This window comes from Moraxella atlantae NBRC 14588 (genome assembly GCF_001591265.1).
GTDB lineage: Bacteria > Pseudomonadota > Gammaproteobacteria > Pseudomonadales > Moraxellaceae > Faucicola > Faucicola atlantae.
On record NZ_BCUL01000009.1, the window covers coordinates 1 to 20400 of the forward strand.

At 49.3% G+C, this 20400-nt stretch carries 20 protein-coding genes; 13 read left to right on the top strand and 7 right to left on the bottom strand.

Features of this window, described 5'->3' with window-relative positions; translation table 11 throughout:
- Together MA2_RS11215 and MA2_RS06575 are read left to right on the top strand one after the other, a co-directional pair.
- The coding region (locus MA2_RS11215; RefSeq protein ID WP_373279760.1) for a surface-adhesin E family protein at window positions 1-264 on the top strand (264 nt) is incomplete at its 5' end.
- 184 nt (window positions 265-448) lie between these two features.
- On the top strand, window positions 449-1714 hold the full coding sequence (locus MA2_RS06575) for a UbiH/UbiF/VisC/COQ6 family ubiquinone biosynthesis hydroxylase (RefSeq protein ID WP_067058294.1): 1266 nt from the start codon (window positions 449-451) through the stop codon (window positions 1712-1714).
- 144 nt (window positions 1715-1858) lie between these two features.
- Here MA2_RS06575 and MA2_RS06580 read toward each other — a convergent pair whose 3' ends face one another.
- Window positions 1859-3070 (bottom strand): OmpA family protein, encoded by a 1212-nt coding sequence (locus tag MA2_RS06580; RefSeq protein WP_067058159.1) that lies wholly within the window; start codon window positions 3068-3070, stop codon window positions 1859-1861.
- 560 nt (window positions 3071-3630) lie between these two features.
- On the opposite strand from MA2_RS06580, the gene MA2_RS06585 reads away from it, so the two are divergent.
- The 4 genes from MA2_RS06585 (at window position 3631) to purE (ending at window position 6836) form a co-directional block, all read left to right on the top strand.
- Window positions 3631-4245 (top strand): rhomboid family intramembrane serine protease, encoded by a 615-nt coding sequence (locus MA2_RS06585; RefSeq protein ID WP_067058162.1) that lies wholly within the window; start codon window positions 3631-3633, stop codon window positions 4243-4245.
- Window positions 4246-4278: 33 nt separating this feature from the next.
- Complete coding sequence (locus tag MA2_RS06590; RefSeq protein ID WP_067058163.1) at window positions 4279-5217, top strand: metallophosphoesterase; 939 nt, start codon at window positions 4279-4281, stop codon at window positions 5215-5217.
- Between the two features lie 51 nt (window positions 5218-5268).
- Window positions 5269-6180, top strand: a complete 912-nt coding sequence (locus tag MA2_RS06595; protein WP_067058165.1) for a bestrophin family protein — start codon at window positions 5269-5271, stop codon at window positions 6178-6180.
- Window positions 6181-6293: 113 nt separating this feature from the next.
- Window positions 6294-6836: a 5-(carboxyamino)imidazole ribonucleotide mutase gene (purE, locus tag MA2_RS06600; protein WP_067058167.1), complete on the top strand. Its 543-nt coding sequence runs from the start codon at window positions 6294-6296 to the stop codon at window positions 6834-6836.
- Between the two features lie 57 nt (window positions 6837-6893).
- Here the strand turns inward: purE and MA2_RS06605 are convergent, their stop codons facing one another.
- On the bottom strand, window positions 6894-7076 hold the full coding sequence (locus tag MA2_RS06605; RefSeq protein WP_067058169.1) for a hypothetical protein: 183 nt from the start codon (window positions 7074-7076) through the stop codon (window positions 6894-6896).
- Between the two features lie 24 nt (window positions 7077-7100).
- Between MA2_RS06605 and MA2_RS06610 the strand changes: the two genes are divergently transcribed.
- The 5 genes from MA2_RS06610 (at window position 7101) to MA2_RS06625 (ending at window position 11962) form a co-directional block, all read left to right on the top strand.
- The gene (locus MA2_RS06610) at window positions 7101-10031 is read left to right on the top strand and encodes a valine--tRNA ligase (RefSeq protein WP_067058171.1); all 2931 of its coding nucleotides are present in this window, start codon (window positions 7101-7103) and stop codon (window positions 10029-10031) included.
- Between the two features lie 43 nt (window positions 10032-10074).
- A complete protein-coding gene (locus MA2_RS06615) occupies window positions 10075-10512 on the top strand; it encodes a PDDEXK family nuclease (protein WP_067058173.1) in 438 nt (145 codons plus the stop codon).
- A 263-nt stretch (window positions 10513-10775) separates the two neighbouring features.
- Complete coding sequence (locus MA2_RS06620; RefSeq protein ID WP_067058175.1) at window positions 10776-11192, top strand: DUF5655 domain-containing protein; 417 nt, start codon at window positions 10776-10778, stop codon at window positions 11190-11192.
- Between the two features lie 15 nt (window positions 11193-11207).
- A complete protein-coding gene (locus MA2_RS11135) occupies window positions 11208-11366 on the top strand; it encodes a hypothetical protein (RefSeq protein ID WP_156470939.1) in 159 nt (52 codons plus the stop codon).
- Window positions 11367-11506: 140 nt separating this feature from the next.
- Window positions 11507-11962, top strand: coding sequence for an Mpo1 family 2-hydroxy fatty acid dioxygenase (locus MA2_RS06625; RefSeq protein ID WP_067058296.1), 456 nt, complete (start codon window positions 11507-11509; stop codon window positions 11960-11962).
- A 58-nt stretch (window positions 11963-12020) separates the two neighbouring features.
- Here MA2_RS06625 and MA2_RS06630 read toward each other — a convergent pair whose 3' ends face one another.
- Window positions 12021-12449: a hypothetical protein gene (locus tag MA2_RS06630; RefSeq protein WP_067058177.1), complete on the bottom strand. Its 429-nt coding sequence runs from the start codon at window positions 12447-12449 to the stop codon at window positions 12021-12023.
- Between the two features lie 181 nt (window positions 12450-12630).
- Here MA2_RS06630 and MA2_RS06635 point away from each other — a divergent pair, with 181 nt between their 5' ends.
- Both MA2_RS06635 and MA2_RS06640 read left to right on the top strand, forming a co-directional pair.
- Window positions 12631-13464, top strand: coding sequence for an enoyl-CoA hydratase/isomerase family protein (locus MA2_RS06635; protein WP_067058298.1), 834 nt, complete (start codon window positions 12631-12633; stop codon window positions 13462-13464).
- Window positions 13465-13519: 55 nt separating this feature from the next.
- Window positions 13520-14278, top strand: coding sequence for an RluA family pseudouridine synthase (locus MA2_RS06640; protein WP_079352037.1), 759 nt, complete (start codon window positions 13520-13522; stop codon window positions 14276-14278).
- A 105-nt stretch (window positions 14279-14383) separates the two neighbouring features.
- On the opposite strand, the gene MA2_RS06645 is transcribed toward MA2_RS06640, so the two are convergent.
- The 4 genes from MA2_RS06645 to rlmD all read right to left on the bottom strand — a co-directional run bounded on the left by MA2_RS06645 (window position 14384) and on the right by rlmD (window position 20027).
- Window positions 14384-14794: a hypothetical protein gene (locus MA2_RS06645; RefSeq protein WP_067058179.1), complete on the bottom strand. Its 411-nt coding sequence runs from the start codon at window positions 14792-14794 to the stop codon at window positions 14384-14386.
- Between the two features lie 164 nt (window positions 14795-14958).
- Window positions 14959-15840, bottom strand: a complete 882-nt coding sequence (gene mutM / locus MA2_RS06650; protein WP_067058181.1) for a bifunctional DNA-formamidopyrimidine glycosylase/DNA-(apurinic or apyrimidinic site) lyase — start codon at window positions 15838-15840, stop codon at window positions 14959-14961.
- 30 nt (window positions 15841-15870) lie between these two features.
- Window positions 15871-18294: a RelA/SpoT family protein gene (locus tag MA2_RS06655; protein WP_067058183.1), complete on the bottom strand. Its 2424-nt coding sequence runs from the start codon at window positions 18292-18294 to the stop codon at window positions 15871-15873.
- A gap of 188 nt (window positions 18295-18482) precedes the next feature.
- The gene (rlmD, locus tag MA2_RS06660) at window positions 18483-20027 is read right to left on the bottom strand and encodes a 23S rRNA (uracil(1939)-C(5))-methyltransferase RlmD (RefSeq protein ID WP_067058302.1); all 1545 of its coding nucleotides are present in this window, start codon (window positions 20025-20027) and stop codon (window positions 18483-18485) included.
- Window positions 20028-20400 lie beyond the last annotated feature (373 nt).

The window sequence follows — 20400 nt, forward strand, 5'->3', positions numbered from 1 at the left end:
AGCTTTTTTACCAAAACATATTATGCCAAAGCACAAAAAACCGCCGATGGTAAATTTTATAATTCTACTGTAAGACAATGGAAAGGCGACTGTGCAAACAACAAAATGTCATCCCAAGGCTATATTTACTATACCAAAGGTGGTAGTGTGGTAGATAGCGCTCAACGGAACTATAATAATTGGCAAACGGTTTATCCTGACACTGTAGGAGAGAGTGAGCTAAACGCCGCTTGCCTTCTCGCAGGCTACCGCAGCACGCCATGATGAAATACCGTGTTGTGTTGGTAGGGTTTTTTGAAGGCAAGTTGCCAGACTAGGCGCAGTTTGTAGACTAGGGCAATCTAATCAAGGGTTTTGCTACGCGCAACTTTGGCGAATAATAGCTTACCTTTTAGCAAAAGTCATGTTACGCTATCGCAAACACGACCTATCAAATATCGATCATCCAATGAAAAATAACACCCTGATCATCGGCGGCGGTATCGTTGGCACCACCTTAGCGTTATGGCTCAGCCAACACCAACACCGCGTGACCTTGATTGACGCACGCCCACAATTATCTGACAGCGATTGGCAAGCGCGCTTAAGCCAGCGCGATCCACGGGTGTACGCGCTTAGCCTTGCCAGTATTGACTTACTGACCCAAATCGGCGCATGGCAGCACATACAGCAAAGCGGACGCAAAGCCGACTACCAGCATATGCAGGTGTGGCAAGCCGATGGTGTGGGCGAGCTCAATTTTTCGCAAGCGGATATAGTGCAGACCGATGCACCAAACGCGAATCATCAATCGTCAAACAGCCGATTGGGCAGTATGGTTGAGCCATCCGTTATTGAATACGCGCTGGCGCAAATGATGGCACAGCCCAATGCGTATTTAACGACGATCACAGGGCAGCGCGTGACATCGCTTGACTGGCTGGGTGATGGCTATCGGGTTGGTTTAGCGGATGGGCGCACACTTGAGGGTGCTTTATTGGTCGGGGCAGATGGGCGTGGATCGCCCGTGCGCCAAGCGGCAGGCATTGGGCTGGATACGCTTGACTATCACCAAACCGCGATTTGCTGTGCCATTCAGACCGAGCAGCCACACCACGCCACCGCACGGCAGGTGTTTTTGCCCACAGGACCGTTGGCGTTATTGCCACTGGCAGACGTGACCACAGCCGACCAAGCCGACCCACAGCATTGGCAATCGGTGGTATGGACATTGCCGACCAACCGCGCGTTGGACTTGCTGACATTGCCTACCGATGAGTTGGCGCAGGAATTGGCATTTGCCAGCGGTTATGTACTTGGCGATATCCGCGCGCTAGAGTCGATCGCCAGTTTTCCGCTATCAGCACAACATGCCAAAACTTATATCAAACCCAATCTTGTTTTGCTTGGTGATGCAGCGCATGGTGTGCATCCGCTGGCGGGGCAAGGTTTGAATTTAGGCTTATTGGACGTGGCGGCATTGGCGGATTGTTTGCAGCAGGATTTTTTGCGCTCAGGCAAGCAGGCGTGGGCAGGTGAGGCAACTTTGCGCCGTTATGAACGTTTGCGTTATGCCCACAATGCCATGATGATGCACAGTTTTTCGGGCTTAAACTGGCTGTTTGGTAGTCAGTTGCCACCGATTCAGCAATTACGCAGCGAAGGCGTGTCCTTGGTTAGCAAGCTTGCTCCTGCCATGCGCTTTTTTAGCCAACAAGCCAGTGGAATGGTATAAAAGCTTAAACCGCTAGCTTCGAGGTTTTGGATACAATCATTTCTTAAGCACCAGTAAATAAAAACCCCCACCTGCTCTAGTGGGGGTTTTTAGCTTGTGTTTAACTAACTAACGATTGGTTAATAATCAATCATGAATCAGCAATTATTGTGGTGCTACTACGTCTGGACCATCAACCACGTATACTTCAACACGGCGACCTTCTTGGGTGTTGCCAGTCGCGCCAACGGTATCAGCTGGTTTTTCCATGACCAATTGTGATTCTGGAATACCATTGTCCATCAAGAATTTTTTAACCGATTCGGCACGGCGTTTGGCTAGGTCTTCGTTGTGTGCTGCGCTACCAGTGCTGTCAGTGTAGCCACTGATACCCAATTTTTTGCCTTGTTGAGCCGCGGCGACCAATGCACCAACTTTTGATTGAGCTTGTGGTGAAATGTCGTCTTTATCTACCGCAAAGTAGAATTTCAACTGACCATGATGTAGGTAAACTGATGGTTCAGTTTCAGAAATAACGGTTGGGATTTCATCATCTGGTGGCATAGTAGCATCAGCTACAGGCATGGCAGTGCTTGCCATTACATCACTGGCAGGTACGCTGGCGATTGCATTTAGGTCTTGACCATTGATGGTAACATCAGACGCTGTCAAGGTCGTGGTATCAGTAGTCATCGGTGCTGCTGAAGCAGGAGCTGAGGCCACAACAGGAGTGGTAACAGGCTCAGGCTGCTTGTTGCATGAACGTAGCAACCACCACGCCAATAGACCAAGAATGATTAGACCAATCAAAGGCAACAAGATTTTGCCCATGCCACCTTCTTCAGGTTTTGGTGTGGCAACCAAATGCTCTTCGGTACGGGTGGTCTCTTTAACCACTTTTTCCTTATTATTAGGGTCTTGATTTGCTGGGTCGTGTTTGATATTCATAAGTCCTAGTGCTCCTGCTGGAATTAGTGCGTATGACCAAGTTGGCAAGGCTGAACCAACGCTGCTTAGGTTGTTACCTAAGAAGCCTGATACAGTTGAAGTGCCTGCCAAGTTACGCAGTTCGTTGTAAACCATGGGGGTCGCGCGGCTGATAAGGCTTTGCGCTTCTTGTGCGGGTACATTGGATTGACGGCTTAGCTCTTGTACCAAGTTACCGCGGTGTGTGCTGTCAGGCAAAAAGCGGTCAAAAAAGCCCGCATCATCATTGGCAACGGTACTGCCGCCAAAGCTGTTGTAGGTGTTATCGTCGGCAAGACGCGCAACGATAATCGCATAGAGTTTTTCAAGCAATGAGCTACGGTTGGCATCAGCGTTCGCGCCAAGCACCGCAGGGGTGACAGTCTTATTCAAGTGCTCGATAATATTCATCTAATCCTCCTAAAGATTGCAAATAATCCTATTTATATAGGCAACCTCATTGTTACTTAAAAAATATGCTTTATTCATTTGGTCTGGTGGTTGCCCAAATGTTTACGTCACGATCGCCGCCGGTGGGTTATATCCTTTAATAAAAAAAGGCTAACGGCAGGTGCGGCAAGTTGATAAGCGTAAGGTATCCTAAACACGTGTGCACTTCAGTTATATTAAAGTAACTTCTGCGTAAACTTTGTATTAAGACGATGCAAAAACAGGGTATATTTGACATGAATTGATAGCATTGCGGTGAAAAAATGCCTGTTTTGGTTAAAATGCTTGTTTTGGATCAAATAGCAGATCGAAAAAAAGATACTGCGTGCTGGTTGTGTGGTGAGATAGGTTAATTAAGGACGGGCTGCTAATTATGATTGAACAACTAATTATGATTGAACAAATAGGCGCATAAAAAAGCCGCAATTGTGCTAAGCTAGCGGTTTGGTGTGTTAAAACTTGGGCAATAGATCGTTGGGGTTTTGTCCCACCCATCTTGGACACAATATAAAAGGCAAGGTATGTCATTGTTGTTTAATCCGACGTTGTTTATCGTCATTATCACTGTGTTGGTCAGCCTTGCCGCGTGGCAGTCGCAGGCATTGATGGCACGGCTGATTTTTTATCCGCCTGCTATTGCGCGTGGGCAGGTGGACAGGTTTGTGACTCATGGTTTTATCCACGCTGATACCATGCATTTGTTGTTTAATATGATTACGCTGTTTTCCTTTGGGCAAGCCGTGCAGCGGATTTTTAATGCGCATTTGGGTGGGCTTGGGTTTATTTTGTTTTATTTGGTGGCGTTGGTGGTGGCAAGTGTGCCGTCGTATTTGCAGCATAAAGATGATCGGCGCTATTCAAGCCTTGGTGCGTCAGGTGCGGTGATGGCGGTGGTGTTTAGTTATATTTTGTTTGATCCATGGACGCGGATTTACTTTTTTATTATCCCTATGCCTGCGATTGTGTTCGCGCTGTTGTATGTCGGTTATAGTATTTGGGCGCATGACCGTGGTGGTAGTTCGGTCAACCATTCGGCGCACTTGGTCGGTGGCATGTTTGGTGTGGTGGCAACGATATTGATTGAGCCAAATGTCATTGGGCAATTTGTTTATCAAATCATGCATCCGCGTTTTTAGATTTGATACAGTGAGCTAACAAAAGGAGTTGGGGTGATTTACGATATAATTGGCGATGTGCATGGGCAGTTTGATAAGCTGGTTGGGCTGCTAGATACGATGGGCTATACGCACAACGGTAGCCACTATGTGCCGCCTGTTGGGCATCATGCGGTGTTTATTGGTGATTTGATTGACCGCGGTGCAGGGCAGTTGGAGACGCTTGAGACTGCGTTTGCGATGTTGGATCATGGTGTGGCAAGTATTTTGATGGGTAACCATGAATACAATGCCTTGGCGTATGCTACACGCGATGCACGCGACGCGCGCGCATATTTGCGCAGTCACAATGATGTGCACACGCGCCAGCACGCGGCGTTTATCGCTGAGGTGGGTTTTGGCAGTGAGCTGCACCAGTTTTGGCTCAAGCGGTTGTATGAGTTGCCGCTGTGGTTGGAGCTTGGCGGCGCGTGTTTTGTCCATGCGTGTTGGGACACGGCGGCGATGGCGGTGCTCAAGCCGCTTTTGACCGCTGATAACCGCCTTACGCCACGCGGTTTGCAATTGACGGCACAAAAACACACGGCAGAATACGACGCGCTAGAGCGTGTGCTCAAAGGTGTAGAAACGCGCCTGCCCAATGATTTGTTTATGCTGGATAAAGAGGGGCACAAACGCCATAATGTGCGCGTCAAATGGTGGCAACAGCCGTTATCAGGTCAGCCGATTCATGAAATTGCACGGGCAGGTAAGTCAGATTTGCTGCATATTCCTGCCGATACCTTGGCGGATTTGATTGAGTTTGAGCTGACCACAGATAAGCCTGTATTTGTTGGACATTATTGGCTAACGGGTGTGCCTGCGCCACTGTCTGAGCAGGTGGTGTGTGTGGATTATTCGGCAGGTGGGGGCGGTTATTTGACGGCATACCAGTTTGACAGCGACAAACCGACGCTCACGGCGGATAACTTTGTTCAGTTTATTCCCAAGTAGGCACGTCGTGTTAAGATGAATTATGTTAAAAACTTGGGGTAAGGGTTAGGCATGATACGCCGTTCAATTGAGCCGTTTAAGCTGTTGTTTATTATGCAAGGGTCGTATTTTCGCCGCTTGCTAATACCGCAGCTATGTTTATTTGTGTTTTCGTTTGCGGTGTATTATTACCAAACCCACATCACCAAAACACCCGTGCCACTCAATCCGTCGGTGTTTGCCCTGCTTGGGATTTCGCTGGCGATTTTTCATGGGTTTTGCAATGGTGCGGCGTATGACCGTTTTTGGGAAGGGCGCAAGCTGTGGGGCACGTTGGTGTGGCTAAGCCGTAACCTTGCCCGACAGGTGTTGTCACTGCCCATACCGCGCGATGAGCAGCAAGCGATGATTCGGCTGCACGTTGCGTTTGTTCATTGTCTGCGCCAACAGCTGCGTGGCGAGGACAACAGCCACACCTTGACGCGGATTTTATCGCCCGACCAACAGGCGGTAATTGTCGGCAAGCCGTTTACCTGTTTGCAGCTTACCCAAGCCATGGGGCGGCGACTGGCAGATTGGCGCGCGGCAGGCTTGATCAATGATTGGCAATGGCAAAGTATGGATGAAACCATCGGCAAAATCGCCCAAATCCAAGCAGGCTGCGAGCGTATCAACAACACGCCAATCCCGTTTGCGTATTTTGTCTTGCTGCACCGCACCGTGTATCTGTATTGCTTTATGTTGCCGTTTGGTCTTGGTAATACCATCGGTTGGGTGACGCCAATTTTGGTGACGTTTGTCGGCTATACCTTTATGGCGCTCAACGAAATCGTTGATGAAATCAGCGAACCGTTTGGCGTAGAGGAAAACGATCTACCGCTTGCGATGATGTGCGATATCATCGAAACGCAATTGGCAGGTCTAAGCGAGCAAACCTTTGCGGCTGATATTCGCCCGACTTTACCACCAAATCATGTGATTTAAACTTAAATTTTGTTTAAAGTTTTGCCAAAAAACATCGCCAAACGCCCAAAGTTTTGCTAGAATTTACGGTTTTCATTTTAAATAATCTCACCGTTTGCTAAGGCTGTCAAACTATGTCTGCTTCTGCTCATTTGCCTGCACCAATTCAATCGCCCGATGGTGCGCCCAAAGTCGGTATCATTATGGGGTCACAATCGGATTGGGACACCATGCAACATGCTGCCAAGCTGTTGGCGGATTTTGGTGTGGCGTTTGAGTGTGAGGTCGTATCGGCGCATCGCACACCCGACAAGCTGTTTGACTATGCCAAAACCGCAAAAGACCGTGGGCTGTGCGTCATCATCGCAGGCGCAGGTGGTGCGGCGCATTTACCTGGCATGTGTGCCAGTCAAACCGCGTTGCCTGTGCTGGGCGTGCCTGTCAAATCATCGACGCTAAGCGGTTGGGATAGCTTGCTTTCTATCGTGCAAATGCCCAAAGGTGTGGCGGTGGGTACGCTTGCGATTGGTACGGCAGGGGCGTATAACGCAGGGCTGTTGGCAGCACAGATTTTGGCGCTGGGTGATGCGGATTTAGCGGCAAAAATCGACGCGTTTCGTCAAAACCAAACCGATACGGTGCTCAATAGCCCAATACCTGGTGTGATCAATGCCTAAGCAGGTGTTACCTACCGCAGCAAAAAGCCAAAGCCCACCCTTTGGCTTTTTTGTTTTTCAAAATCGTCTAAAGCCTAATAGGTATTGAAAAATTTTGCCCGTGTTTGCCAAATTGCGGTACAATCCTTGCTTTAAGCCATATTTTTGCTTCTTTAGGCAGATATTTGCCAATGGGCAGTCTTTTATTTGCCAACGGGCAGTCTTTAAAAAAGGCTTAGCCAATATTTCAATATTTTTCATCAATTTTAGCCAATGTGTGACGATATGAACCAAGCAAACCATCCAGCCAATGCTATTCAAACCGCCCTTGATAATCTACAAGCTACCTATAGCCCAAGCGATATTGAGCACGGCATGTACCAACGTTGGGAGCAGGCAGGTTATTTTAAGCCCGATTACAGTAAGCCCAATGCGTTTTCAATTGTGTTGCCACCGCCGAACGTCACGGGTAGCTTGCACATGGGGCATGGTTTTAACAACACCATCATGGACACACTGGTGCGCTATCACCGTATGTTGGGCGACAACACGCTGTGGCAAGCAGGTACAGACCATGCTGGTATTGCCACCCAAATGGTGGTCGAGCGCCAGCTCAACGCGCAAGGTGTCACGCGGCGCGATTTGGGACGTGAGGCGTTTTTGGACAAAATATGGGCGTGGAAGGCCGAATCAGGCGGCAACATCACCCGTCAAATCCGCCGTTTGGGTTCGTCGTTGGACTGGACGCGCGAACGCTTTACCATGGATGAAGGGTTGTCAAATGCGGTCAAAGAGGCGTTTGTTGGGCTGTATGAAGACGGCTTAATTTATCGCGGTAAACGCTTGGTAAACTGGGATGTCAAGCTTGAAACCGCGCTGTCGGATCTAGAGGTTGAGAACATCGATGAGCAAGGCTCGTTGTGGCATTTTCGCTATTATTTCACCGATGCGGACGTGACGACTGCCGATGGCAAAAACTATGTGGTGGTGGCAACCACACGCCCAGAAACCTTGCTTGGCGATACCGCTGTTGCTGTCAATCCCAATGACAGCCGCTATCAGCAGCTGATTGGTAAAACCGTGACGCTGCCGATTACGGGGCGTATCGTGCCGATTGTTGCTGATGATTATGTCGAGCAAGAATTTGGCACAGGTGTGGTCAAAATCACCCCTGCGCATGATTTTAATGATTATGAGCTGGGCAAACGTCATGATTTGCCGTTTATCAATATTTTTGACAAAAACGCCAATATCTTGCCGCAGTTGCAAATTTTCCACAGCTTGCAGCAGGCGGATGCTGAGCTTGTGGACACCCCTGCCGATTATAGCGGACTGGGACGTTTTGCCGCGCGTAAACAGTTGGTGGCGCAAGCTGAGCAGCAAGGCTGGCTTGAGAAAATCGAGCCTTACGCGCTCAAAGCTCCGCGCGGTGACCGCAGCGGTGAGGTTGTCGAGCCGTATTTGACTGACCAATGGTATGTTGCCATTGCCAAGCTTGCCAAGCCTGCCATTGATGCGGTAGAAAATGGCGATATCGAGTTTGTGCCTGCACAGTACAAAAATATGTACATGGCATGGATGCGTGATATTCAAGACTGGTGCATCAGCCGCCAGTTGTGGTGGGGGCATCGTATCCCTGCATGGTATGATGCAGATGGCAAGGTGTACGTTGGGCGCAGTGAGGATGAAGTTCGCCAAAAATACAACCTTGGCGAGACACCACTGCAGCAAGATGAAGATGTGCTAGACACATGGTTTAGCTCAGCGTTGTGGACGTTTTCAACCTTAGGCTGGGCGGATGCCAGTGACGATGGCAAGGCATTGGCGGCGTTTCACCCGACCAACGTGTTGGTGACGGGCTTTGACATCATTTTCTTTTGGGTCGCGCGTATGATTATGCTGACCTTGCACTTCATCAAAGACAAAGACGGCAAGCCGCAAGTACCGTTTAAAACCGTGTATGTGCATGGTTTGGTGCGTGACGGACAAGGGCAAAAAATGTCCAAATCCAAAGGCAACGTGCTTGACCCAATTGACCTCATCGACGGCATTGACCTTGATAGCCTGATCGCCAAACGCACCACAGGGCTGATGAACCCCAAAGACGCGGACAAAATTGCCAAACAAACGCGCAAAGAATTCCCCGATGGTATCAATGCCTATGGCACAGACGCGCTGCGCTTCACGTTTGCCTCACTTGCCAGCACAGGGCGCGACATCAACTTTGACATCAAACGTATTGAAGGCTATCGCAATTTTTGCAATAAAATCTGGAACGCCACGCGCTTTGTATTGATGAATGGTGTGGACAAAGACGGCAACGCGCTGCCGCTTGATCACACCGCCAAGCCCGAGCTGTGGGAGCTGCCCGAACGTTGGATTATCAGCCGCATGAACGCCACGGTGCGCGACATCAATCAATACATGCAGCAATACCGCTTTGACTTGGTCAGCCAGTCGATTTATGAATTTATTTGGAATGAATATTGCGATTGGTACATTGAGCTTGCCAAAGCCAGCCTCAATGACCCAAGCGTCAGCACCGAGCGGCAAGCGCAAATTCGCTATGTGCTACTGGCGGTGCTGGAAGTCGCTATGCGCTTTAGCCATCCCATCATGCCGTATTTGACCGAACGCATTTGGCAAACCATTGCGCCGTTGATTGACAAAAAAATTGCCGATAGCATTGTCATCGCGCCGTTTCCGCAAGCCGATAATGCCGCCATCAGTGAGCAAACCGAGCAGGACATGGCATGGCTACAGGCGTTGATTGGTGCGGTGCGTAACATTCGCGGTGAGATGAAGCTGGGCAATGCCGTGCGCCTACCTGTCATTTTAGAAAACGTCAGCGCAGACGAGGCGGCAAGCCTTAGCCGTATCGAAAACCAGTTTAAAGCACTTGCCAAGGTTGAAAGCCTCACTACAGTGCAAACAGGCGCGGATGTGCCGCTGTCATCATCAAGCATGGTTGGGCAGGTCAAGGTCATGGTACCGATGAAAGGCTTGATCGATCCAACAGCAGAGCTTGCCCGTCTTGGTAAGACCCAAGACAAGCTACAAGCCCAAGCCGATGGTATCGCGCGTAAGCTTACCAATGAAGGTTTTGTCAGCAAAGCACCGCCTGCGGTGGTCACCGCTGAGCAAGCCAAATTGGACGAGCTACAAACGCAACTGGCAGAAATCGGTAAACAGGTCGAGCAGTTAAAGGCGTTATAATTTTTTCACAGGTAAAAACAGATAAATAAGCAAGCAACCAACGATGTTGATATTTCACCACCAAGCAGGCGTGCTGACCGACTTAGACGAGCAGCCGTTTGCCCTTGAAAAAGACATGCAAAAACTGGTTGAACACAACCTTGAGGGCATGCTGAGTTTACGGTTAATTCGTTCTGAATTTACCATCAAAAACAGTCGCATCGATACGTTAGCGTATGACCCTGAGGCCAATGCGTTTGTCATTATCGAATTTAAACGCGAAAGAAATTTTAGCGTCATTGACCAAGGGGTGGCGTATCTGAGTCTAATGTTGGAATACAAATCCGACTTTATCATTCGTTGCCGTAAACCTGCGACTTCAGGCGGTGGATATAAGGCAATTGTTAAATGCGATGAGTTTTGCTATACTCATCTCACTATATTCAATGTCTTACATTCCACAGTTAAGTTAAGACTAAATTGCGAGTACGCAGTAACTTAACTGGTAAGACGTTTCCAAACACACACTTAAGCTAATTCGTGTCTATGACAATCCTAATGGTAGGATTAGCTTAAAATAAGAACCTAAGATGTACGGTGTGTCGTACGGGCGGTTGCCATTGTCTTAGGTTTGCGGTGGGGCTTCACCGTCTTGCAGAAGGAATCCCCTCACTTTAGGGAGGGGAGGAAGTCAATGTCGAGTACAACGAAAGCCAACCTGAACCGTTAAAGCGCAGTGATGTCGATTGGTCGCAAAGTCGGGTCATGTTTATCGCGCCATCGTTTACCCAGTTTCAAAAACAATCCACCAATTTTAAAGACTTGGCGATTGAGTTGTGGGAGCTAAAACGCTTTACGCAAAACATCATTGTATTAAACCCGATTCACAAAACCAAAAATGCGCCGTCACTCAAACAAATCAATGCCTCCTCCACAAATGCGTCTTTGCCCACACACGCTCGTGGAGGCGAACTGGCACAAAGTGAATTGGCAAAAATTAGCCAAGAAATTGTGGTGTACGATGAGGCGTATCATTTGGCGGATGCCAGCGATGATATCCAAGAATTGTTTGAAACATTTAAAGACGCGATTTTAAACCTATCTGGCGATATCACGGTTGATTATAAAAAGCATTACATCGCCTTTAAAAAGAAACGCAATCTGGTCGATATTCATGTTTAAAAAAAATCTTTAAAAATGTGGATTAATAAACGTTTAGGTGAACTTGATGACCCCAAGCACTTAGCGCGTAACGTTGCTGAGGTGGGGCATTGGGGCAATGGCGATTATGAAATCACCGTGCATGACAGCAAAGATTTAGAATATATCATGAGTTTGGTCAAACAAACCCTTTGACAAGCTGAACCGAAAAGCATTTGCGCCAAACCAACGTTTGCGTTATGCTAGACTCACGGCAAGGAATGCCAGCATTAAATCGCCAAATTGGAACCGCCAAAATAGAACGTTACATCATGAGCAAGCAAGGAGGCTTCGCCATGACAACCGCCGTTTTTTCTACATTCAAATCCAAAAAATCCCTTGACAGTTGGCTAGCGGATTATGCCGTCAGCCACCAACACCCAATCAATAAGAAAATCCATTGGTTGTGTGTGCCGACGATTTTTGCCAGTATTGTCGGCATGGGTATAAGTTGGCAAGCCGCGTTTACGTTGGTTGTGTTGGCGTTGGTCATGTTGTTTTATCTGCGTTTATCAACAACGCTATTTATCGCCATGGGTATGTTTGTGCTGCTGTGTTTGACGGCGGTCAAGCTGCTACCATTTGGCTTTAAGTTTTATTTTGCCGTGTTTGTGGTGGCGTGGATTGGGCAATTTATCGGGCATAAAATCGAAGGCAAAAAACCATCCTTCTTTGATGATTTACAGTTTTTATTGATTGGACCGACATGGGTGGTGCATTCTTTGCGTCCAACAAAACACCCTGCTGATTAATTTCAGCTGCCTAAATGTAGCCAAAAAAAATTCAGTCGAAAAAAGTCAGCCGAAAAAATCAACGCGGCAACACGCGCCATGCCGCCACGCCCAACGCGCCGCCAGCGGTCAGCGCGTTTAGAGCGATGATTGCCCATGCCGTCGCCAGTGACTTATTCGCACCAATGCCCACCACCAACAAAAAACTGACTGGCAGGCTCAGCAATACACCCAGCACCACCAAAACTATCAGCAAGCCCTTGCGATAACGCTGCCTAAAAATCGCTAAGACCACCGCCACCACGAAACCCACCACACCCATCGCCGCTGCACCGTACACAAATGCCGCGCTAAGTTCCGATAAATTATCGCCAATTGCGCGTGTTTGCCAAAGGTTGGCTACGGCAAACGCCAAATCACCCAATACCATCAATACACCGCCTGCCAAACTGGCATACGCACCAAACCAGACGATAACCGCAAAACGTGAATAAACAGATGTCGGCATAGCTTGCCCCAAAATCAGCACATCATCCCAACACAGTAAACGCTATAAGCACCACAATCAAGCGTAATCACAAAACCGCACGGTAAACGGTTGTCACCTGCGCTGCGTCATGGCACAATGGCGGTTGATCAACCGCAAGTATTTAACTTGCGCCTATCCATCGTCACGACAAAGGATTGCCATGACTACTTTTGACATCACACAGACTGCCAACCCAGCCCAAAGCAAAAAAGTTCTATTTGACGTGCAACATGCCGTCGCCATCATTACACTCAATGATCCCACATCGCTCAACGCTTTGCACAGTGATATGATTGCCGAATTATCTGCCGCGCTAGACAAAGCCCTGTATGACGCGCAGGTCAAAGTGATTGTGCTGACAGGGGCAGGACGCGCGTTTTGTAGCGGTGGTGATATCCGCGAAATGGTGGCGGCATTGGACACCCCACAAGACAGCGCACACATGGCATACAGCCTTGCCGACGGTTTGGGTGAGGTGGTGCGAAAAATCCGTAAAATTAACAAACCCATCATCGCGCGAATCAACGGTACGGCAGCAGGTGCAGGCATGAATATCGCGCTGGCGTGTGATTTTCGTGTGGCAAGCGATGATGCCAAGTTTTTACAAGCGTTTGTCAATATCGGTTTGGTGCCCGATGCAGGTGGGATTTATTTATTAACCCAACTGATTGGCGCGGCAAAGACCACCCAATTGGTGATGCTAGGCGAATTGCTCGATGCCAAAACCGCACAGGATTTGGGGTTGCTGCACCGCTTGGTGCCTGCTGATGCACTGGATGCAACCGTCACACAACTAACTGAGCGTTTGTGCGCGCTGCCGACGCTTGCGCTGGCTGCGATCAAACAGTCGATCAACCAAGTAGCCTACACAGGACTTGCCGCCGCGCTTGAGCAAGAAACAATTTATCAAGCCCAAATGGCACAAACGCAAGATTTTCAAGAAGGCGTACGCGCATTTTTACAAAAACGTCCTGCGCAGTTTGTCGGGCGTTAAACCAGTTTATAGAAAAAGTTTATTTTTAAACAAGTGTTGTTAAATCAAGCTATTTATGAATACTCAGCCAAATGTCATCGATCAGCACCCTCACCGCCGCACCGTCCCCAAAGCCTTGCTACCCGATGCGGTTGCGGCTGCCAATCGTGCCGAAGCCGCTCAGCCGCAAGCATTTTTTGATGACTTTGCCCAAGCGGTAACGGTGTATCGTGATGACGCGGTTTGGGTGGTGGATAAACCCGCAGGCTTGTTGTCGGTTGATGGCAAAGATTTGAAGGTCAGTATGCAGGCGCGTTTGCTTAAAGCTGATCCTAGCGTTAAGCTTGTGCATCGGCTTGATATGGATACCTCAGGCTTGCTGATTTTTGCCCGCAGTAGCGCGGCGCAAACTCACCTTGCTAAGCAGTTTATCGCCCGAGTGCCACAAAAGTGCTACCAAGCGCTGGTTTTTGGTACGCTGATGGGGCAGGGCAGTGTAGACGCACCAGTGCGCTATGAGCCAACGCTTAAGCCCAAGCACATTGTAGACAATGACTGGCACAAACCTGCGCTCACGCATTACACCGCCTTGCACCATGAATTGCGCCAAGGCCAGCCTATCACGCGTGTTGCGCTTGAGCCTATCACGGGGCGCAGTCATCAATTGCGTGTGCATATGTTGCACCTTGGGCATGTCATGCTGGGTGATCCAATTTATGCCGAAGGGGTGGCGCTTAGCCTTGCGCCGCGGCTGTGCCTACACGCGCATACGCTGGCGCTTAATCATCCCGATACAGGCGTGTGGATGGCATGGGCTAGTCCTGTACCGTTTTAGCCATGTTATTTTAAACGCGTTGCTTAAAAAATAGTGCGTTAACAACCCAAAAAACGCCGTTATCAAATGATACAAACGGCGTTGGTTATGGGTTTAAAAATCGTTTTATGGCTGATTGACTACCACGTTTTGGTTGGTATTAATCAAAATCTCAGACGGGCCATCAACCACCACACGCACGTTGTGTTGGTCATCTTGTTGTGACTTATAGTAGCTGTCCTCGGCAACTGTGCAGCCATGACAACGATTGAGCGCGTAGAACGGCTCGTCAATCAAGGTTTGACGCGCGCGCACGGCATCGCCATTGAACAAAGTAAACGGCAAGCTTGCTACCCAAGCCGCCGCGCCGCCAACCACTGCCATCAAACCAAGTGGTTTGCCAACCACGGTATCGACCACCATGCGGTCATAAGTGGGGCCAAAGTTTTCATCATCGACTTCAATCGCAGCAAAACTTGGCGATATCATCGCCGCGCTAAGCATTCCCACCAAAAGGCTGCGTTTGACGGTTTTCATAGAGTTATCCTTGATGTCAAATATTGATGTGATCAAGCAGTAATAAGTTGGCTGAGCGAACAAATTTTATCGCAATAGCGTTACATTAGCGCAAACTAACCGGCTTAGCAAGCACCAATCGTGGCAACGGCAAATTTAGCAGATAATTAGCAGATCTTCAGTACTCAATGGGGCGTTTGATCATCAAGCGGCTGACAATACGGACAAAACGCACTGGTGCGCTGCTCGATTTTGACCTGCTCAATTGGCGTTTGGCACACAGGGCATGGCTCACCGACCTTGCCATATACGTTGAGCGTCTGCTGAAAATATCCCGTTTTACCATCTGCAACAGTAAAATCACGCAATGTCGAACCACCCTTGGCGATCGCGGCGCGTAGAACCGTCTGAATTTGTGCCGCTAACGCATCAAGCTGTGCAAGTGTCAGACGATTGGCAGGGGTCAGCGGATGAATGCGCGTGATGAACAATGCCTCGGTAGCGTAAATATTGCCCACACCAACGACAACACGCTGATTCATAATGACGGATTTAATCGGACGCGTGCTTGGGCGTTTACCGCCATGAATGATCTGCCACAGATACGCACCATTGAATGCTGCGTCTAATGGCTCGATACCCAGCGGCGTTAAAAGCTTGTCGCGGTAATCATCGAGCCATAGCACCATACCAAAGCGGCGTGGGTCGTGGTAGTGCAACTGGCTGTGCTCGCCATTGCCATGGTCAAAATGCCAAATCACATGGTCATGCTTGCGTTTTGCAAAGCCTGCTGGGTGCTGCTGCAAACTGCCCGACATGCCCAAATGCACCAACAGCTGTTTGGCGGCGGTGGGCGCTGGCGTGGTGATATCGCTTGGCGCAAAGGTTAAAATCAAATATTTGGCACGGCGTTGAACATCGCTTAGGGTATGCGCGTGCAAGTCGGTTAAATTTTGAGGAATCGCCCAACGTAACTTGGGTGCAAAGACTTCAACACGTTGCAACCGCTGTCCTAGCAGTGGGGACAGGCTGGTTGCCGTGGTTTGTACTTCAGGTAATTCAGGCATCGTAAAACAGTTTTAAACCTCTAACGATATTTAAACGTTGGCACCATTGACCACCCGCCGTGTCAATATCATACCTGGTTGCTGCTCAAGACGGGCAAGCACCTTGGATAATTGCCCCAAGCCTGTCACCTCGATGGTAAAGTTAAGTCGTGCGATGTCGTCATCACCGCTTAGGGTTTCAACTTGGCGGATATTGACGTTGGCTTGGTCAATGACTTGGGTCAAGTCTTTGAGTAAGCCGCGGCGGTCATAGGCTTCTAGATAAATTTGCACGCGTTGGCTGCGCCCTTTGTTGCCGTACCACGCCGCGCTGATGGCACGTTCTGGTTCACGGGCAATTAAGCGTTCGTATTCGGGACAATCGGCATGGTGAATACTTACACCATTAGATAGGGTGATATAGCCTGCAATTGGTTCACCTTGTAGCGGATGGCAGCAGCCTGCCAAATGGGTCTCGATGTTGTCTAAGCCATCGACTTGGATTTTGTACGCGTCCAGTTTGCCCGTAGCGCGCGGATGAACACTGGGCACCAGCTCGCTTTCATTGACATCAGGCTCAAGGTCAAGTTGGTGGCTGATTTGTGCGGTCAAGTCATGCAATTCAACATTGCCATTAACCAAACCGACCAAAATATCATCACCATTTTTGACGTTAAAAAAGCTGACATAGTCATTTAAATCAATGCTATTGGGATGCACTGACAATCTCGCCAACTCTTTGGTTAAGATATGCCGCCCTGTTTCAATGTTTTTGTCGCGGTCTTGTTTGTTAAACCATTGCCGCAGCTTGTTGCGCGCGCGTGGGGTTTGGATATAACCCAAGGATGCAACCAGCCAGTCACGGTTGGGCTCGCGTGATTGTTTAGTGATGATCTCGACCTGCTCGCCTGTTTTTAGCTGATAGGTCAAAGGCACATAGCGTTGATTGACGCGTGCCGCTTGTGCACGGTTGCCAACTTCGGTGTGTAGGTGATAGGCAAAATCTAGTACCGTCGCGCCTTTGGGTAGTTCGATGATGTCGCCATCGCGGCTAAAGATATAAATCCGCTCAAATTCACCAAAATCGGCAATGATTTCTTCTTCATGAATATCCAACGCTTCGGTGTTTGCCGCTTTGTCATGGGTTGGCGTATCTTTGTCATGTTCCGTGCTGTGTGGTTCGGGTTGTAGCAGCAACTGGCGCAATGAGCTGATTTTACGCGTTAAATAATCATCTTTTTTGTTTTTGGTGCCTTCTTTATAATTGACATGCGCGCACATGCCAAGCTCGGCCTCGTAGTGCATATCAAACGTGCGGATTTGCACTTCAAGCGATTTGTTCTCGGCAATCACCGCTGTGTGCAGTGACCGATAGCCATTGGGCTTAGGGTTGGTGATGTAGTCGTCAAACTGCTCGGGGATATGCCGCCACAGTCCATGCACCAACCCAAGCACGTGGTAGCAGTCGGCAGGCTCGCGCACCAACACGCGCAGCGCGCGGATATCATACAACTGGTCAAATGACAACGATTTGAGCTTCATTTTGCGATAAATCGAATAAATGTGTTTGACGCGTCCGCTAATCTCGCCTTCAATGCCTTGCTCGGCAAGTGCTTGGCGCAGCTCGTTCATCATGCGCTCAATGTATGCCTCGCGCTCGCTGCGTTTTTCTGCCAACAACTTGGCAATCTCTTTATAACGTTCGGGTGCAAGATAACGAAACGATAGATCTTCTAGTTCCCATTTTAGCTGTGCGATGCCCAAGCGGTGCGCCAATGGGGCGTAGATTGTCATAACCTCACGCGCGACGCGCTGCTGACGCTCAGGCGTGGCAAACGACAATTCACGCATGGCAAAGGTACGGTCAGCCAACTTGATGAGTACCACGCGCACGTCGTTGGTCATCGAAATGAGCATGTTATAAATGCCAGTCAGCTGCTCGCGCTGATTGTTATTAAAATGATCCTCAAGGCGTTTGTTATTTTCGATTAAATCTGACAATCGCCCCATGGCAAGCGTTTCTTGCACCAAATCGGCAACTTCTGCGCCAAACTGCTGGCGAATGGTTTTGTCATCAATGATTTTTTTGCGTGCCGCGCGGTACAGCATGGCGGCCACCAAGGTCGGCTCATCGGGATACAGATAACCCAAAATATCTGCCATGCCAATGCCTGTTAGGTAGGCGTTGGCGCGTGGTGAATTGTTGTTGATGGCTTGCTTTTTTAGAAAATCGCACGCTTTGATCAGCTCGGGCAGTGACGTAAGATTGCCACGTTTTGCCATAGACTGTAGCCATGCGTCAGTGTCGATGGTGTGTGCGTCGATGATTTGGCGGGCAGGTTCGGACACAATCGGCGTATCCGTTGCCGCCACAGGTTGGTCTTGCTGTGCGGTCAAGCTTGCAATTGCGGTGGTGCTGTCGTCGTCGGTGTTTGTTCCGTCCAATAATGGTAAACTGTCACGAACCTTTACCATGCGTCACTCCATTTTACGCCAAGCATGGGCAAAATGGCTGTCGATCAACCGTTTAGATTCACCAAGCGTCCTTGCTCGTGTTGCCCATAAGGTTAGTATAAGACATCGGCGAAAAAATACCATTGGTTTTTGTTACTTATAATTTTTTTATCCTTGCCTATTTGCCAGGTCTGTTAAAACATTGGCTGCTAAATTTTTTCAAAACGCGCGATACTCTCGACATGCCCCGTGTGGCAAAACATATCCATCACGCCAGCGTGAGTGAGTCGGTAACCTTGTGCTGCCAACACGGCGGCATCACGTGCCAAGGTGGCAGGGTTGCACGATACATATACCAAACGCGTCGCGCCAAATTTTGCCACATACTGCATGACTTCTAACGCGCCCGAACGTGGTGGATCGATCAACAGCGCGTCAAAACCTTGCTGCGCCCATGGCTCGGCAGAAAAATCTTGCGTCAAATCTTGTGCATAAAATTCGGTGTGGTGCAGCCCATTGGCGGCGGCATTCATGCGTGCGCGTGCCGTCATCTGCTCACTGCCTTCCACGCCAATCACGTGCCCTGTTTTGCCCACCGCACGCGCCAATGGCAAGCTAAAATTGCCCAGACCGCAAAATAAATCCAACACGCGCTCACCTGCTTGCAAGCCCAACAGCTCAACGGCAAGTGCCGTCATCTGACGATTGACCGACAAATTGACTTGGGTAAAATCAAGTGGTGAAAACTCAAACGTCACATCAAACGCAGGCAACCGATAAAACAGCCCACCTGTTGGCGGTACGTCTAGCGTACTTGCGCGCATCGGCTCATCGTCACGCACGGCAACACGCTGCACGCTGTCACTGCCCTTTGGCTGCAAATACAGCTGCCAATCGCGTTCGGCAAAAAACGTCTGCAAACGTGCCATATCCGCCGCGTCCAACGGTGCAAGGTTGCGCACAATCACCGCCACCGCCTGCTTGCTATCGGGCACATCGGGCAGGGTTTCGCCCATTGCCACCTCAAGCTGAGCAATCGCCTCGCGCGCATCTAGGCTGGCGATGAGCTTTTGTAGCTCGGTTAGCTGCTCGCCAATGCGCGCATCAAGCACATGACAGACTTGCAAATCCGCCAAAAAATTGCTGCTGCGCTCACGAAAACCGACCAACGCGCGTTGTTTTTTTTCCACATAACGCACCCCAAGCCGCGCTTTGGTGCGATAGCCCAAACGCTCACCGACCAACGGCGGCAACCACACCTCGGGCGCAAGCCCCCCTTGATGGGCAAGCAGTTCTGCCAACACCGACTGCTTAAACGCAATCTGTCCATCGGGCTGCCAATGCTGCAGGCTACAGCCGCCACACACACCAAAATGCGGACACGGCGGCGTTTGACGCTCGGGGCTTGGGTTTGCCAACACCGCCAGCGCATCGCCTTCTTCAAAGCTGCTACGGCTGTTGGTGATTTGCACACTGACCGTCTCTTGTGGCAGCGCAAAACTGACGAACACTTTTTTGCCGTGTTTATCAATCGGGTGCGCCTCGGCTAACGCTGTCGTCTCTTGCACCTGACCGTACACCGCCACACCGCGCCCATCGTGTGCCAAATTATTCACCGTCAAAGCGACAGGTGCGGCTGCTTGCAAGCGTTTGCGTACGCGCGCGCTGGGTTTGGACTTTTTGTTTGGTGTCTTGGTTAAAGGCGTGTTAGCGAAACCTTGATTGAGATGAGTGGGCAAATCGGTGTTTGACATGGCGTTGGGCTTTGGCAAAATCAGCAAAATGAACAGTAAAATAGCGATAAAATAACGCAATAAAAAACAGACTAGTATAGCCTAATTACGCACTTTATGCCATGTATAAAATAACGTCGCAGCAATGCCAAACAATATGAAAATCTTACTCAACACTTAGCCCGACAAGGTTTTGCTAGAATAATCCCAACCCCACCAAAATGACGTCAATGCCAACAAGTAATGCCATGTAAATATCAAGTTTTATGGGCTACTTTCATCTTTTTTTCATCAAGGTATGCTAAAATGCAAAAGCCTATAGCTTTTTTCATCTAATAAGAATGAAGCTATTAACGAGTTATAAATAATGCGTTACAAGGATTTGCCACGTCGC